General features: G+C 68.5%; 17 protein-coding genes. 10 read left to right on the top strand and 7 right to left on the bottom strand.

The window, feature by feature from the left end:
• Positions 1-96 precede the first annotated feature (96 nt).
• Positions 97-825, bottom strand: a complete 729-nt coding sequence (locus G3580_RS17960) for a YebC/PmpR family DNA-binding transcriptional regulator (RefSeq protein WP_173767836.1) — start codon at positions 823-825, stop codon at positions 97-99.
• A gap of 181 nt (positions 826-1,006) precedes the next feature.
• On the opposite strand from G3580_RS17960, the gene G3580_RS17955 reads away from it, so the two are divergent.
• The 5 genes from G3580_RS17955 (at position 1,007) to G3580_RS17935 (ending at position 4,991) form a co-directional block, all read left to right on the top strand.
• Positions 1,007-1,609 carry a hypothetical protein gene (locus G3580_RS17955; protein WP_173767834.1) on the top strand — a complete coding sequence of 201 codons (603 nt, stop codon included), beginning with the start codon at positions 1,007-1,009 and terminating at the stop codon, positions 1,607-1,609.
• A gap of 56 nt (positions 1,610-1,665) precedes the next feature.
• Positions 1,666-3,177 carry a helicase HerA-like domain-containing protein gene (locus G3580_RS17950; protein WP_173767832.1) on the top strand — a complete coding sequence of 504 codons (1,512 nt, stop codon included), beginning with the start codon at positions 1,666-1,668 and terminating at the stop codon, positions 3,175-3,177.
• Positions 3,178-3,310: 133 nt separating this feature from the next.
• Positions 3,311-3,883: a Tll0287-like domain-containing protein gene (locus tag G3580_RS17945; RefSeq protein ID WP_217424537.1), complete on the top strand. Its 573-nt coding sequence runs from the start codon at positions 3,311-3,313 to the stop codon at positions 3,881-3,883.
• Positions 3,884-3,976: 93 nt separating this feature from the next.
• Positions 3,977-4,648: a glutathione S-transferase family protein gene (locus tag G3580_RS17940; RefSeq protein WP_173767828.1), complete on the top strand. Its 672-nt coding sequence runs from the start codon at positions 3,977-3,979 to the stop codon at positions 4,646-4,648.
• A 4-nt stretch (positions 4,649-4,652) separates the two neighbouring features.
• A complete protein-coding gene (locus G3580_RS17935) occupies positions 4,653-4,991 on the top strand; it encodes a cupin domain-containing protein (protein WP_173767826.1) in 339 nt (112 codons plus the stop codon).
• Here the strand turns inward: G3580_RS17935 and G3580_RS17930 are convergent.
• Entirely contained in the window at positions 4,973-5,881 is a 909-nt protein-coding gene (locus G3580_RS17930; protein WP_173767824.1) for a LysR family transcriptional regulator, read from the bottom strand. The two genes, G3580_RS17935 and G3580_RS17930, sit on opposite strands and share 19 nt — an antisense overlap.
• 77 nt (positions 5,882-5,958) lie before the next feature.
• Between G3580_RS17930 and G3580_RS17925 the strand changes: the two genes are divergently transcribed.
• The 3 genes from G3580_RS17925 (at position 5,959) to pedF (ending at position 7,952) form a co-directional block, all read left to right on the top strand.
• The gene (locus G3580_RS17925; RefSeq protein ID WP_173767822.1) at positions 5,959-6,900 is read left to right on the top strand and encodes a DMT family transporter; all 942 of its coding nucleotides are present in this window, start codon (positions 5,959-5,961) and stop codon (positions 6,898-6,900) included.
• A 130-nt stretch (positions 6,901-7,030) separates the two neighbouring features.
• Positions 7,031-7,327, top strand: a complete 297-nt coding sequence (locus G3580_RS17920) for a hypothetical protein (protein WP_173767820.1) — start codon at positions 7,031-7,033, stop codon at positions 7,325-7,327.
• Between the two features lie 136 nt (positions 7,328-7,463).
• Complete coding sequence (pedF, locus tag G3580_RS17915) at positions 7,464-7,952, top strand: cytochrome c-550 PedF (RefSeq protein WP_228720710.1); 489 nt, start codon at positions 7,464-7,466, stop codon at positions 7,950-7,952.
• A 7-nt stretch (positions 7,953-7,959) separates the two neighbouring features.
• Here the strand turns inward: pedF and G3580_RS17910 are convergent, their stop codons facing one another.
• From G3580_RS17910 to G3580_RS17890, 5 genes are all read right to left on the bottom strand, one after another.
• Positions 7,960-8,322: a TfoX/Sxy family protein gene (locus G3580_RS17910; RefSeq protein WP_173767818.1), complete on the bottom strand. Its 363-nt coding sequence runs from the start codon at positions 8,320-8,322 to the stop codon at positions 7,960-7,962.
• A gap of 8 nt (positions 8,323-8,330) precedes the next feature.
• Positions 8,331-8,795, bottom strand: a complete 465-nt coding sequence (locus G3580_RS17905; protein ID WP_173767816.1) for a hypothetical protein — start codon at positions 8,793-8,795, stop codon at positions 8,331-8,333.
• 168 nt (positions 8,796-8,963) lie between these two features.
• Entirely contained in the window at positions 8,964-9,911 is a 948-nt protein-coding gene (gene msrP, locus G3580_RS17900; protein WP_173767814.1) for a protein-methionine-sulfoxide reductase catalytic subunit MsrP, read from the bottom strand.
• Positions 9,912-9,986: 75 nt separating this feature from the next.
• The gene (locus G3580_RS17895) at positions 9,987-10,361 is read right to left on the bottom strand and encodes a hypothetical protein (protein WP_173767812.1); all 375 of its coding nucleotides are present in this window, start codon (positions 10,359-10,361) and stop codon (positions 9,987-9,989) included.
• 115 nt (positions 10,362-10,476) lie between these two features.
• Positions 10,477-10,959: an Lrp/AsnC family transcriptional regulator gene (locus G3580_RS17890; RefSeq protein WP_173767810.1), complete on the bottom strand. Its 483-nt coding sequence runs from the start codon at positions 10,957-10,959 to the stop codon at positions 10,477-10,479.
• 138 nt (positions 10,960-11,097) lie between these two features.
• Here G3580_RS17890 and G3580_RS17885 point away from each other — a divergent pair, with 138 nt between their 5' ends.
• Both G3580_RS17885 and G3580_RS17880 read left to right on the top strand, forming a co-directional pair.
• Entirely contained in the window at positions 11,098-12,294 is a 1,197-nt protein-coding gene (locus G3580_RS17885) for a methionine gamma-lyase (protein WP_173767808.1), read from the top strand.
• Between the two features lie 103 nt (positions 12,295-12,397).
• Positions 12,398-15,217 carry a response regulator gene (locus G3580_RS17880; RefSeq protein WP_173767806.1) on the top strand — a complete coding sequence of 940 codons (2,820 nt, stop codon included), beginning with the start codon at positions 12,398-12,400 and terminating at the stop codon, positions 15,215-15,217.
• Positions 15,218-15,234 lie beyond the last annotated feature (17 nt).

Here is a 15,234-nt window from a genome sequence, read left to right as displayed (position 1 = left end):
CTGTGTGTCCAGTGCCCAACCATAAACGGAAAGTACGGACGTGAAAACGGCGACAGCGGCCGGATTGGCCGGTGTCGCCGTGGGCGGCCCGGTGGATTATTCCTCGTCGAACACCGCGCTGGTGTAGACCTCCTGCACGTCGTCCAGGGATTCGAGCGCGTCGAGCAGCTTCTGCATCTTGGCCGCGTCGTCGCCGGTCAGTTCGGTCTCGTTCTGCGGTTTCATGATGACTTCGCCGATCTCGGCGGTGAAGCCGGCCGCTTCGAGCGCCTCCTTCACGTCGGAGAATTCGCCCGGATCGGTGATGACCTCGATGGAACCGTCGTCGTTGGTGACCACGTCGTCGGCGCCGGCTTCGAGCGCGGCTTCCATGAGCGCGTCCTCGTCGGTGCCGGGGGCAAACATGAGCTGGCCCACGTGATCGAACTGGAAGGCCACGCAGCCGTCGGTGCCCAGGTTGCCGCCATACTTGGAAAAGGCATGGCGCACATCGGCGACGGTGCGGGTCTTGTTGTCGGTGAGGCAGTCGACGATCACCGCGGCGCCGGCGATGCCGTAGCCTTCGTAGCGCGACTCCTCATAGTTGGCGCCTTCGAGCAGGCCGGCGCCGCGCTTGATGGCGTTCTCGATGTTGTCCTTGGGCATCGATTCGCCCTTGCACTTGTCGATGGCCAGGCGCAGGCGCGGGTTGGATGTGGGGTCGGGGCCGCCCATCTTCGCCGCCACGGTGACTTCCTTGATCAGCTTGCTGAAGACCTTGCCCCGCTTGGCGTCCTGACGACCCTTGCGGTGCTGGATGTTGGCCCATTTGGAATGACCCGCCATAAATGCTCCCGATGCCTGCTTGGCCGGCGGTGTGCCGGCATGTTTTGCGCAATGCCTGCGCGGAGGTGAAGCGCGCCATTATACGCCCCCTGCCCGGCGATGCCCGCTTCCCTTCCCCACGGGGGGCGCGAGTCTGCTAGATTGCCCCTGTTTGCATGCCAGCCGAATTGCGAGGTGTTTCATGTCCGTCCTGCGTCTTGCCCTGACCGTCTGTCTTGTCGCGCTCATGCCCTCGCTGGCCGCTGCGCAGGACCTCACCTTCCGCGGCTGTACCGACGCCGCCGGGCGCCCGGTGCCGAGCCGGGTGGACGAGAATCTGCCCGAGGTGGTGACCACGGTGATGGAGCACGGTCGGTCGGTCATCCTCTACAACCCGCGCGCCTTGCCGGCGATCTCCGACGCGGCGCGGGCCTTCATGTATGCCCACGAGTGCGCCCGCCACAACCTGGGCCTGGCCGGGCAGGCGCGCACGGAGGACACCGCCCGCGAGGCCGACTGCTGGGGCCTGACCACCCTGCAGCGTTCCGGGCTGCTCGGGGCGCCGGACGATGTCGCGAAACTGCAGTCGGAACTGGTGTTCTCGCCCGCGCAGTGGCAGCAGCTGCCCGGGCCCCGGCGCGGCTTCGAACTGAGCCAGTGCCCCGCCCGGCCCATGCACATGGCGCCGAGCAATCCGGGCTGGGACCAGTGTGTGCATGCCTGTGGCGACACGCTGTTCCGCTGCGGCCGCTCCGACGCCTGCGTGTCGGCCTACGACCGTTGCGAGGCGGGGTGCCGGAAGTGACGCCTCGCGCCTGATACATTAAGCCCTTCGCCGACTCCGATCGCAGGAATCCGATCATGACCGAACCGCTCGTCATCGCCCGTTCCGAAGGCCGCGACATCGCCCTGCTGCCGCGTCTGGCCAATCGCCACGGGCTCATCACCGGTGCCACCGGCACCGGCAAGACCGTCACCCTGCAGAAGCTCGCCGAGTCGTTCTCGGGCATCGGCGTGCCGGTGTTCCTGGCCGACGTCAAAGGCGATCTGTCGGGCGTGGGGGTCGAGGGCGCCGCGTCGGAAAAACTCATGAAGCGGCTCAACGCCATCGGCATCGACGCCTTCGCGCCGCGCCGGAGCCCGACCGTGTTCTGGGACGTGTTCGGCGAGGCCGGCCATCCGGTGCGCGCCACCATCTCCGACATGGGGCCGGTGCTGCTGTCGCGGCTGCTCAATCTGAACGACACCCAGAGCGGGGTGCTGCAGATCGTGTTCCGCGTGGCCGACGACGACGGCCTGCTGCTGCTCGACCTCAAGGACCTGCGCGCCATGGTCCAGTTCGTGGGCGATCACGCCAAGGAGATCAAGACCCGCTACGGCAATGTCTCCGCGGCCTCCATCGGCGCCATCCAGCGCGGCCTGCTCACGCTGGAGGAACAGGGCGGTGACCGGTTCTTCGGCGAGCCCATGCTCGACATCTCGGACCTGATGCAGACCGATGCCTCGGGCCGGGGGGTGGTGAACATCCTCGCCGCCGACAAGCTCTACAACAACCCCAAGCTGTACTCGACCTTCCTGCTGTGGCTGCTCGCCGAGCTGTTCGAACAGCTGCCCGAGGTGGGCGATCCGGACAAACCCAAGATGGTGTTCTTCTTCGACGAGGCCCATCTGCTGTTCAAGGACGCGCCCGAGGCGCTGCTGGAGAAGGTGGAGCAGGTGGTGCGCCTGATCCGCTCCAAGGGCGTGGGGGTGTACTTCGTCACCCAGAACCCGCTCGACGTGCCCGACACCGTGCTTGGCCAGCTCGGCAACCGGGTGCAGCACGCCCTGCGCGCGTTCACGCCGCGCGACCAGAAGGCGGTCAAAACGGCGGCCGAGACCATGCGCGCCAATCCCCGGTTCGACGCGGTCGAGGCGATCACCGAGCTGGGCGTGGGCGAGGCGCTGATCTCCTTCCTCGACGAGAAGGGGCGGCCCAATATCGTCGAGCGCTGCATGGTGGTGGCGCCGGGCTCGCGCATGGGGCCGATGACCGATGCGGAACGCGACCGGTGCATCAAGGGCTCGCTGCTCTACGGACACTACGAGAAGACGCTCGACCGCGAATCGGCCTTCGAGAAGATCCAGGCCGGTTTCGGCCAGGCGGCCGAGGCCCCGCCGGCCGACGCGCCACCGGCGGACGATGGCGGCGGCCTGCTCGGCGGCCTGGGGGGCATCCTCGGCGGCATGCTCGGGGGTGGCACGCGCTCGCGCCGCTCCGACAGCATCATCGAGTCGGCCGCCAAGAGCGCCGCACGCAGCATCGGGACCCAGGTCGGGCGCGCCATCATCCGTGGGGTGCTCGGCTCCATCCTTGGCGGCAGCAAGCGCTGAGCGCGACCTGTCGGCGCCACGGTCACCCGTGCGACATCGTGTCGCACCCGAAAGGCAGGCCTCCGGCCTGCCTTTTTCATGTGTCGGGCATGGGCGGCGTCTAAAATATTAGTTTTTACTAATGGAGAGACGCATGCGCACTGCAGCCCTCTGTGCCGGCCTGATCGTGGCCGGCGGCGCGCTCGCCCAGAACGGCGATCCCCTCATGAGCCAGACCCGCCAGCAGGTCGTGCCGGTGCTGCCCAAGGTGGTGGCGATGATGCGCAGCACGGTCAAGGCCGAAGGCGCGGCCGGCGCGATTCCCGTATGCAGGGAGAAGGCGCCCGCCCTCATGAAGGAGCGCGCCGCCGCCCTTGGCTGGCAGATCCGCCGCGTGAGCCTCAAGACCCGCAACCCCGAGCGTGGCACCCCCGACGTGTGGGAAGCCCGCCAGCTGGCCGAGTTCAACCTGCGCGCCGCCGCCGGCGAGCAACCCGGCGCGATCGAGGCGGGCGAGATCGTCACCCGCCCCGATGGCCGCCAGGCCTACCGCTACATGAAGGCGCTGCCGGTGGCCCAGGTGTGCCTCAACTGCCATGGCGAGGCGGCCAGCCTGCCGGCGGACCTGAAGGCGGCGCTGGCGCGCAATTACCCGCAGGACCGGGCCACCGGCTACCAGCTGGGCGAGATCCGCGGCGCGCTCACGGTGATCCGCCCCCTGCCCTGACCGCGCCGGACCGGCCGCGCAACGGCGCCGCGATGCCGTCCGCCGTTGCGCCGACTATGATGACAGCGTGTGTTCCGACGGAGCGGCGATGTCATGGCCTACACCCTTTACTTCGGCAACATGAACTACTCGTCCTGGTCCTTGCGGGCGTGGTTGCTGATGACCCATTTCGGCATTCCCTTCGAGGCCCGGCAGGTCCAGGTGAGCGGGATCGGGCCGAACGACAGCCATCGGGCCTACTCGCCCAATGGGCTGGTGCCGTGCCTGCATGTGGACGGTTTTCCCGTGTGGGAGACGCTGGCCATCGCCGAGACCCTGGCCGAGCGCCACCCGGGGCTGTGGCCGGCCGATGCGTTGGCCCGGGCGCGGGCGCGCAGCGTGTCCGCCGAGATGCATGCCGGCTTCGGTGCCCTGCGCGGGGCCATGCCCATGAACATCAAGCTGCGCCTGCAGGGTGCGCCGCTGGCGCCCGAGGTGCAGGCCGATGTGGATCGGGTGGTGCAGATCTGGTGTGAGTGCCGCGCGCAGTTCGGTGCCGGCGACGACGGCCTGTTCGGCGGATTTTCCATCGCCGATGCCATGTTCGCGCCGGTGGTGTGGCGCTTTCACACCTACAACGTGCCGCTGCCGCCCGCGGCGGCGGCCTATCGGGACGCCATGCTCGCCCTGCCGGCCATGCGCGCGTGGGAGGCCGGCGCGCTCGCCGAGACGGTGAGCCTGGCCGAGTGCGACGCCCTCGCCGGGCGCTGGGGCGGAGTACGCTGAGGCCATGGGCGACGAATACTTCTTCGAGGAAGGCTGCTTCATCACCGAGCTGCTCAACACCGAGGCCGATCCGCTGGTGTCGGTGGCGAGGGCGCGGGTGCCGGTCGGGGTGACCACCCGCTGGCATGTGCTCGACGGCATCGTCGAGCGCTACCTGATCGAGCAGGGCGAGGGCGTGGTCGAAGTGGGCACGCAGCCGCCGCAGCCGGTGGGTGCCGGCGACACGGTGCACATCGCCCCCGGCCTGCGTCAGCGCATCCGTAATGCCGGCGCGACCGATCTCGTCTTTCTCGCGGTGTGCACGCCGCGCTTCGTGCCGGCGGCCTACCGCGACGCGGAGTGATGCGCCACGCCCCGGCTCAGGCGTTCGAACAGGGCGCGGGCATGGGCGTTCAGGGTGGCCGCGTCGCGCACCAGCAGGCGCAGGTCGCGCCGGGCCCAGTCGTCCTCCAGCGCCAGGGTGACCACCTGGTGCGGGCGGCGCGAGCGCTGCACGCTCGAGTGCGGCACCAGGGCGTAGCCGACGCCGGCCGCGACCATGCCGATCACCGCGTCGAAACCGTGCACCTGGATGCGCACGTCCAGGTGATGGCCCAGCTCGGTGGCCTTGTTCATCAGAAAGGTGTGGATGCCGGTACCGGCATGCAGGGCGACGAAGGGCGCGTTCACCACCTCGGCGAAGCGCACCCGGGCGCGCGAGCCGAGCGCATCGCCCGGCGGTACCACCAGCACCAGCCGGTCGTGGCGGTAGGGCGCCACCTGCAGCGCGCCGGTGCTCACGTCGCTGGCCACCACGCCGATCTGCGCTTCGCCCTGCGCCACCGCGTGGACGATGTCGGGGCTGGCGGCCTCCTTGAGGGTGACGCGCACATGGGGGTGGTCGTGCAGATAGTCGGCCAGATCCTCGGGCAGGAAGATGTTGGTGGCGTTGGTGTTCGCCCACACCGAAACCTGGCCGCGCACGCCGCTGGCGAAGGGAGCCAGATCGGCATGCAGCTGCTCGAGCCGGGCGAGGGTGTGGCGGGCGCCGTCGCGCAGCACTTCGCCGGCCGCCGTGAGGCGCACCCCGCGCGCCTCGCGAATCAGCATGGGCGTGCCGAACGCCTCTTCCAGGCGGGCGATGCGATGGCTGGCGGAGGACGGTGCCAGATGGCAGCCGGCCGCACCGCGCGACAGGTTGCCGGCATCCGCCACGGCGACGAACAGCTTCAGGTCGGTCAGGTCGTATCGCATGAGCTTTCGAAATTAACGAACACTGTGCTCGCATCATAGCAATTGTGCGGGCGCGTCCCCGATGGCTTAATGCGCCCATGTCCCAGTCCGGTATCGCCGCCCCCGCCCTCGACCATCCCGCCGCCCCCTCGGTGGCGGGGCTGGTGTTCGCCCTGCTCGCCGCGGTGGGCTTTTCCTTCAAGGCCATCTTCGTCAAGCTGTCGTATCGCTACGGCGTCGATGCCGAGACCCTGCTGGCCCTGCGCATGGCCTACAGCCTGCCGGTGTTCGCGGTCATGGGCTGGCGCGCCCGGGCGACCGCGGCTAACGGCAAGGCGCCGCTGAGCCGGCGCGATTACCTGCAACTGGCGGCGCTGGGGGTGTTCGGCTACTACCTGGCCAGCTATCTCGATTTCCTCGGCCTGGATCACATCAGCGCCGGGCTCGAGCGGGTGATCCTGTTCATCTACCCGACCATCGTGGTGGTGCTCTCCGCGCTCTTCCTCGGCAAGCCGATCACCCGGCGCACCGGCGTGGCGCTGGTGCTGTGCTACACCGGCGTGAGCGTGGCGGTGGTGCACGACTTCAAGGCGGTGAGCGACAGCGGCGCGGTGATGCTCGGCAGCCTGCTGGTGTTCGGTTCGGCGGTGTCCTACGCGCTGTACCTGATGGGCAACGGGCAGGTGGTGGGGCGGCTCGGGACCTCGCGGGTGTCGGCGGGCGGCTCCATCGTCGCCGGCGTGCTCGCCATCGGCCAGTTCTTCGTGTTGCGTCCGATCGGGCATCTGGACCAGCCGCTGGTGGTGCACCTGTATGCGCTGGCCATGGGCATCCTGTGTCTGGTGCTGCCGGTGTGGTGCCTGGCCGAGGCGATCCGCCGCATCGGCGCCGGCCCGGTGGCCCTGGTCGGCAGCTTCGGGCCCATCATCACGCTCGCGGCGGGGGCGGTGCTGCTGAACGAGCCGCTCGGGCTGGCGCAGCTGGCCGGCGCGGCGCTGGTGATCGGCGGGGTCACGGTGATGGCGCGCGCCAAGCGCTGAGCGTGGCCGCCCGGCGCGCGGGCGGGATCTTTCCGGTTTGGCGTGGTCCAATGGTTCAAGCCACCGGTCGGCGACGGCGGATGTTGCGTCAAGACCGGGGGTTCGGAGCCACCGACCAAGGAGCCGCCTCATGACCCCACAGAGCGTTGAAACCCTCATGGAAGACATCGAGCGCGAAGATCCGCTCGATTTCGGCCTGCTGTCGATCGACGAACAGGACGCACGGCAGCTGATGGCCAACCATTTCTGCGAAGTGAACGCCGCGCTCTCGGCGCATGGGCTCGACGTCGAGGCCCGGCTCGAGATCATGACGGCCATCGCGGCGCACACCATGGTCGAGAACCTGCTGCTCAACGTGGAACGATTGCAGGGCGGTGCCGCCGGCGCCGATTTCACCGCATGGCTCAAGCGCCACGGCATGTCCTGAGCCGGCGCTGCAGAGCAGCATTCGGGCGGGCCTGCTACACTGGCCCGCCTTGCGTGGCGATTTCTTCCCGACAGCGACGATCCGCGAGCCGCGCCGCCGATCGTCCGCGATACCCCAGTTTCAGGAGACCCTCCCCATGCATCTTCCAATGATCGGACATGGCCTTCGTCTGCGCACCTTCGCCGTCAGCCTCGCGCTGGGCCTGTTTGCCGCCGGCGCCATGGCGCACGGCGACGTCACGCCCCATCCGGTGGACACCACCGGTCTCAAGGCGCTCGGCGACACCTGGCTCGACGCCGACCCGTATCGCGGCAATGCCAAGGCGGTCGAGATCGGCGCCGAGGGCTACAAGCACAACTGCGCCGCCTGTCACGGCCTCAACGCCGTCTCCGGCGGCATGGCGCCGGACCTGCTGGCGCTGGATACCGACTGCCTGGGCATGGCCGGCGACAGCAAGGCCTCCTGTCTGAAGGACACCGACGAGTACTTCAAGGACGTCGTCCTCAACGGCAAGAAGAACAGCGAAGGCCGGGTGACCATGCCGGGCTACGAAAGCGTGTTCACCCAGGAAGCGGTGTGGGCGATCAAGGCCTACATCGACGCGCGCACGCTCGAAGAGCAATAAGCCCGATTCACCCGCGGCGCGCCGGTGGCCGCCGCGGTGTGCGATGGCGCAAGGCGCAGTCGATCGCCATGCGTGCCCAGGGCGCCATCGCGGTGGGGCTGTCGAGTGCGGCCTCGGGCGCACTCCAGTAGCCCAGCGCAACGGGTTTGCCCTCCCGCTCGTAGATGAATGCGGTACAGCCGGCTTCGATGAAGCCGGCTTTGCTTTGCGCGTCCGCTTTCAGGTAGAGGGTGTCGCGGGCGACGAGGGCGAAGAACAGGCCGTCCGCGTAAAACCCCCAGCCGCCGAACATGCGCTTCACCCGCAGCGCGCCGAGCGGTGCGAACAGTTCCAGCGCGTGATCGACGATCTGCGGCGGCCGGGTGCTCATCGGCGCCGTCAATGCGGCTCGGGCGCATGCGCCGCCGCCGCCGCGGTGGGCTCCGGCGCACAGCGGGCGAACCGCATGATGCGTCCGACGCGCAGCAGCTGGCCCTGGTGGCTCAGATAGGTGTTCTGCGCCGCGTAGGCCGCGCGCTCGGTGCGGATCAGCGCCGGGCAGTCGGCGTAGATGGCGTTGCCGGCCTGGTGATACTGCAGCACATGCACCAGCTCGTGGACGATGAAGGAGTTGTCGGAGGGGTTGTCCAGGTCGAGATCGTCGCGATAGAGGACGCGATTGCGCTCCATGTCGAACAGGGCGACGATGCCGCGACAGCTGGGCATGCGTTCCTCGCAGGCCTCGGCCTGCAGCTGCTGGGCCGGCAGGGCGACGAACTGCGGCAGCGCGTCGTCGGGAATGTCCGGCAGCCCCGTGATCTTCACGGCGGCATGCATGAGATAGGCGACCAGTTGGGTATCCATGGCGTTCTCCCGGTTGAGGTGACACGAGTGCGACTCCGGTCCCTTGACGGCCTTTCTGTGTGCCGCCTCCCGTGGAGCGATGCTGCGGTGCAACATCGCCACGATTTCACTATAGGTCAGTCGTGTCCATTGTCAAAAATCGGGGGCGGGCGCCTGACGAACGGTCGTTCAGAAAGCGCGCCGCAGATCCATGCCTGCGTACAGCGACGCGACCGCGTCCCCGTAGCCGTTGAACATCAGCGTGTCGCGCTTGAAGAACTCGCCGATGCGCCGCTCCTTCGCCTGACTCCAGTGCGGATGGTCCACGTGGGGATTGACGTTGGCGTAGAAGCCGTAGTCGTTGTGCTCGGCCCGGGGCCAGCTGGTGAGCGGCTGATCCTCGACGAAGCTGATGCGGACGATGGACTTGGCGCTCTTGAAGCCGTACTTCCACGGCACCACCACCCGCACCGGCGCCCCGTTCTGGCGCGGCAGGGTTTCGCCGTAGAGGCCAAGGCCGAGCAGCGCGAGCGGATGCATGGCCTCGTCCAGGCGCAGCCCCTCGATGTAGGGAAACTTGAGAAACCCGAAGAAGTGCGGGTGGATGACCTCCGGATCGTAGTAGCTCTCGAAGCGCACATAGCGGGCCGAGCCGAGCGGCTCCACCTGTTTGAGCAGGGCGGACAGCGAGTAACCCACCCAGGGGACGACCATGGACCAGGCCTCCACGCAGCGCAGCCGGTAGATGCGCTCTTCGAGCGGGGCGAGCTTGAGGAGCTGGTCGATGTCCAGCGTCTTCGGCTTGTGCACCAGCCCGTCGAGGGTGATCGTCCACGGCCGGATGGGCAGCCGGAACGCGTACAGCGACGGGTCGCCCTTGGAGGAGCCGAACTCGTAGAAGTTGTTGTAGCTGAGCACCTTGGACAGCGGTGTCAGGGCCTCCTGCGTGGACCAGGGGCTCGGTTCGAGCGGTGCCAGGGGCGTGGTGTCGGGTGCGTTGGCGGCGCGGGCGCGCAGGCCGAGGCTCGCCCCGGCGGCCAGGGTGGCGCCCTGGGCGAGGAAGCGGCGCCTGGACTCGAACCGCGCGCGCGGGGTGATCTCGGAGGGAAGAATGTCGGGTCGGTGGCGAATCAGCATGCGCGGGTCTCGGGAGGGTCTGTTCACTCAGACCGTCCCGGGGCGCGAATGTTTACATCGGCCGTACCGCCGACCTCAAGGTCCAGCGACCTGGTCATCCTTGACGACGCTCAGCGTGGGCTTGTGCGCCTGCGCCGCGGCCGCCTGCTTGTGCTGGGCCAGTGCGAGCGTGAGCATGTCCATGCGGCGGATGTGGATCGAGTCGCGGATGACGGCGGCGAACATGTCGCCCACCGGGACGTCCACGCCGGTGTCGACGAAGTGCTTGAAGTAGATGAGGGTGATCTCGGCCCAGGCCTGGGGGCCGAGCTGGCGGATGAAATCGGTGTGGAAGGCCTTGCGGGCGCTGGCCAGGCATTCGTCCACCAGTTGTGCCGCACCGCGCTCGAGCGCGGGGGTGTGCAGGATCAGGTGCGCGGTGGCCTGCGCCCTGAGGGTGTCGAGGTCCATGGGCGATCTCCGTCCGGGTCACGCCGCCGGCGGCCGCGTGGTTCGGTGAGCGCAGAATGGCGGTCACCTCCTTGGAGGGTAGTGCAGCTTCCGGCCGGATGCGAAGGCCGCCGTGTCAGGCGGTGGCGTCGGCGTCGCGGGCCAGCATCGGCAGCTCGTGCCGGGCGCGGGTCTCGTAGATGATCGAGGTCTCGATCCGGGTGACCCCCGGGTGACTGGTGAAGCGGTCGAGCGCCAGATCCTTCAGGTGCCGGGTGTCGCGCGCCACCACGTGCACGATCAGGTCGTAGCGCCCGGTGATCAGCTGGGCGGTGCGCACCTCGGGAATCTCCACGATCTCGTCGAGGAAGCGGTCCACCAGCGCGCGTTCGTGCTTGGCCAGCTCGATCATCAGCAGGGCTTCGAGGCCGATACCCATGGCCGCCGGATCGACCTCGGCGTGGATGCCGGTGAGCACCCCCATGGCCCACAGCCGCTTGAGCCGCTCGTGCACGCTCGAGGGGGCGAGGCCGACGTCGGCCGCCAGCTGCTTGTTGGCACGCCGCGCATCGTTCTGCAGGAGGGCCAGAAGCGCGACGTCGATTCGGTCGAGGGCCATTTGTTCAGATCCAATCCGTAAATTGTTTTGTTTACCCGTCGATTGTTGGCGTGTGAGACTGGGTCTTTGCAAGTTTATCCGAATGGTGGATGGTTGTTTTCACATTTCGCCGAACGGAGATCGAGGAGGTTTTCTGTCGTGTCCGACCCAGTGTCTCGCCCGCGGGGGTTTTCCACCCGGGCCATCCATCATGCCTACGACCCCTACGCCGGCCCCGGTGCCCTGAACCCGCCGGTGTATCTGAGCGCCACCTACACCTTCCCGACGGTGGAGGACGGCGCGGCGCGCTTCGCCGGCGAGCAGGCCGGCTACGTGTATTCGCGGGTCGGCAACCCGACCACCGACCTGCTCGAACAGCGCATCGCCAGCCTCGAAGGCGGTGAGGCGGCGCTGGTCACCGCGTCCGGCATGGGGGCGATCACTTCGCTGCTGTGGACCCTGCTGCAGCCGGGCGACGAGATCATCGCCGACAAGACGCTCTACGGCTGCACCTTCGGCTTCCTCAATCACGGCCTGGCCCGCTTCGGCGTGCGCGTGACCCATGTGGACATGACCGACCCGGCGCAGCTGGCGCAGGCCATCGGCCCACGCACCCGGGTGGTGTATTTCGAGACCCCGGCCAACCCCAACATGCGCCTGGTGGACATCGCCGCCATTGCCGCGGTGGCGCGCCGGCACGATGCCCGGGTGGTGGCGGACAACACCTACTGCACCCCCTATCTGCAGCGCCCGCTCGAGCTGGGCGCGGACTTCGTGGTGCATTCGGCCACCAAGTACCTGGGCGGCCATGGCGATCTGGTCGCCGGGGCCGTGGTCGGCCCCAAGGCGGCGCTCGACGAGGTGCGCTTCGCCGGCCTCAAGGACATGACCGGCGCCGTGATGTCGGCGCAGGACGCCTTCCTCGTCCTGCGAGGCCTCAAGACCCTGGCCCTGCGCATGCACCGGCACTCGGAGAACGCCCAGGGCATCGCCGAGCGGCTCGCCGCGCATGACAAGGTGGCGGTGGTGCATTACCCGGGGCTGGCGGATTGCCCCCAGCGTGATCTGGCGCGGCGGCAGATGAAGCTGCCCGGCGGCATGCTGGCCTTCGAGCTGCGCGGCGGCATCGAGGCCGGGCGCCGCTTCATGAACGCGCTCGGGCTCGTCACCCGGGCGGTGAGCCTGGGCGACGCGGAAACCCTGGCCCAGCATCCGGCCAGCATGACCCACTCCTTCTACACACCCGAGGAGCGCCGCGCACACATGATCAGCGAGGGCCTGGTGCGCCTCTCCGCGGGGCTGGAAGACCTGGACGATCTGCTCGACGACGTCGACCAGGCCTTGGCGGCGGCGTGAGCCCGAGCCGGGCGCGCCCGGCTTCGGCTGACCCGTGACCTATGTCAAAGGACATATCGCGCGAATGCGGCATCGTGTCGGGGTCGTCCTTTCAGTTTGTGCCATGAAATCAACGCCAGAACAGCGCGCTTCGGTCAATCGACTCCTGCTGGAGACGATCTGGCCGTTCGTCCTGATCGTGGCCATCCTGCTGGGCACGATGCTGCTCAGTCTGGATCTGATGTCGGCGGTGCGGGCCTTCGTCAATGCGGAGAGCCAGTGGTCCAAGGGGCAGAAGCAGGCGCTCATCCATCTGACGGGCTATGTCGAGACCGGGGACGAAGCCGACTACCGGGGCTTCCTCGAGGCGATCGCGGTGCCGCTGGGCGACGCCCGGGCACGCCGGGCCCTGCTCGCGGATCCGCCGGACCTGGCGGAAGCGCGCGCCGGCTTCCTCGCCGCCGGCGGCGATCCGGCGGACGTGCCCGGCATGATCCGGATGTTCCGGTTGTTCGGGCGTACGCCCCTGATGGCGCAGCCGCTGGCCGCGTGGACCGAGGGCGATGCAAAAATCGAGGCCCTGGTGCGTCTCGGAGAGCGCCTGCACGCCCGTATCGCGGGGGGCGAACTCGACGAGGCGGAGGCACGGACCTTCGTGCACCAGCTGTTGGCGCTCAATGCCACGTTCACGCCCCTCGAGGATGCGTTTTCACGTGCGCTGGGTGAAGCCTCCCGCCGTGCGACGCATTTCGTGACCGCCACGCTGACCGGCCTGACTCTGGCGCTGATGTGTCTGGGCGTGATCATGTCCCGGCGCCTGGCGGCGCAGCGCGTCGCCTCCGCCCGCGCCATGCGTCGTGAGGCGGAACAGAACATCGCCTGGCTGCGCAACACCAGCGACGGCATGTGCATCCTCGATCGCCAGGGCTTCGTCGTCGAGGTGAGCGATCTGTTCTGCGACATGCTCGGCTACACCCACGACGAAATGATGGGGATGCATGTGTCCCGGTGGAACGCCCAGTATTCGCCCGAGGAGGTGAAACCGTTCGTGGACCGGGTATTCGCGCGCGGTGAGCGGGTGCAGTTCGAGACCCGGCACCGGCGCAAGGATGGCAGCGTCTGTCCGGTGGAGGTGAGCACCCTGCCCACCGTCGTGGACGGCGAGCCGCGCGCCTACTGCCTGACCCGGGATATCACCGAACGTCAGGCCACGGAACTGCGTATCCGGCGCGACGCCGAACTGCAGAAGACCCTGCGCGCGTTGCTCGAGTTGAGCACGACGCAGCGACCGCTCGACACCCTGCTCGCCACCTTCCTGGAGCGTTTGTTCCAGTTGTCCTGGCTGTCGATGCTGCCCAAGGGGGGCATCTTCGTGGTGGACCCGGACGACGATGGGCTCCGTCTGGTCGCGGCGCACAATCTGGATGCCCCCATCCGCGAGGCCTGCGCCCAGGTGGCGCGGGGTGTCTGCCTGTGCGGGCGGGCCTTCGCCAGCGGCACCTTGCAGTACGCCGACTGCGTCGACGCGCACCATGACATCCGCTTCCCCGGCATGGCCGATCATGGCCACTACAGCATGCCGCTCAAGTCCAACGATGCGGTGCTCGGCGTGCTCGTACTCTACCTGCCGCCCGGCTTCGCCCGCGATCCGGTGCTGGAGGAATTCGTCCACGCCGTGGCCGACATCCTCGCCGGCCTGATCCGGCGCAAGCGCGCCGAGCAGGCGCTCGTCGAGTATCAGGAGCATCTCGAGCACCAGGTGACCGAGCGGACCCGGCAACTGGCGGCCGCCAAGGAGGCGGCGGAGGCGGCGAACCGGGCCAAGAGCGCGTTTCTGGCGAACATGAGCCACGAGATCCGCACCCCCCTGAACGGGATTCTCGGCATGGCCCACCTGATCCGGCGCGGTGGTCTCAACGCCCGGCAGGAAGCGCAGATGGGCAAGCTCAAGATTGCCAGCGATCACCTGCTCGGCCTCATCAACGCGGTGCTCGAGTTGTCGAAGATCGAGGCCGACAAGCTCGTCCTCGACGAACAGCCGGTGGATCTCGGCGCACTCGTCGCCAATGTGCGCTCGCTGCTGCACGATCGCCTGGAGGCCAAGCGCCTGCGCGTGTGCACCGACATCGGGCCGATGCCGTCGGGCCTGGTGGGCGATACCACCCGGCTGCAGCAGGCGCTGCTCAATTATGCGGCCAACGCGGTCAAGTTCACCGAGACCGGCACCGTCACCCTGCGGGTGCGGTGTCTCGCGTCCGACGACACCGAGGCCCTGATCCGGTTCGAGGTCGAGGACACCGGCATCGGCGTGTCCGCGGAGGTGTTGCCGCGCCTGTTCAATCCCTTCGAGCAGGCCGACGCCACCTCGACCCGGACCCACGGCGGCACCGGCCTCGGGCTGGCGATCACCCGCAAGATCGCGCAACTGATGGGGGGCGATGCGGGCGCGGACAGTGCTGTCGGGGTGGGCAGCACCTTCTGGTTCACCGCGCGCCTGCGCCGCGACGCGGCGGCGCCCGTCGAGGCCGCGCCATGCGCCGACCCGGCCGAGGCCCGGTTGCGGCACGATTTTGCCGGCCGGCACGTCCTTGTGGTCGACGACGAGCCCTTCAACCGGGAAATCGCGCAGGCCATCGTCGAGGAGGCCGGGCTGGTGGTGGATACGGTCGAGGACGGTGTCCAGGCGCTCGAATTGGCCGCGCAGACGGCTTATGACGTGATCCTGATGGACATCCAGATGCCGCGGATGGACGGCCTCGAGGCGACCCGCCGGCTGCGCGCCGATGGGTCCCGGGTGCCGATCATCGCGATGACGGCCAATGCCTTCGCCGACGATCGGGCGCGCTGCCGGGCAGCCGGGATGGACGACTTCCTCGCCAAGCCGTTCGAGCCCGAGGCCCTGTTCGAGAAGCTCCTGGGCTGGTTGCGAAAAGGCACCGTCTGAGTCCGCCAGGCAGCGGC

This window comes from Nitrogeniibacter mangrovi (assembly GCF_010983895.1).
GTDB classification, from domain to species: Bacteria; Pseudomonadota; Gammaproteobacteria; order Burkholderiales; family Rhodocyclaceae; genus Nitrogeniibacter; species Nitrogeniibacter mangrovi.
The sequence above is the reverse complement of the archived record's forward strand: the minus strand, read 5'-3'. Positions and strand labels throughout refer to the sequence as shown.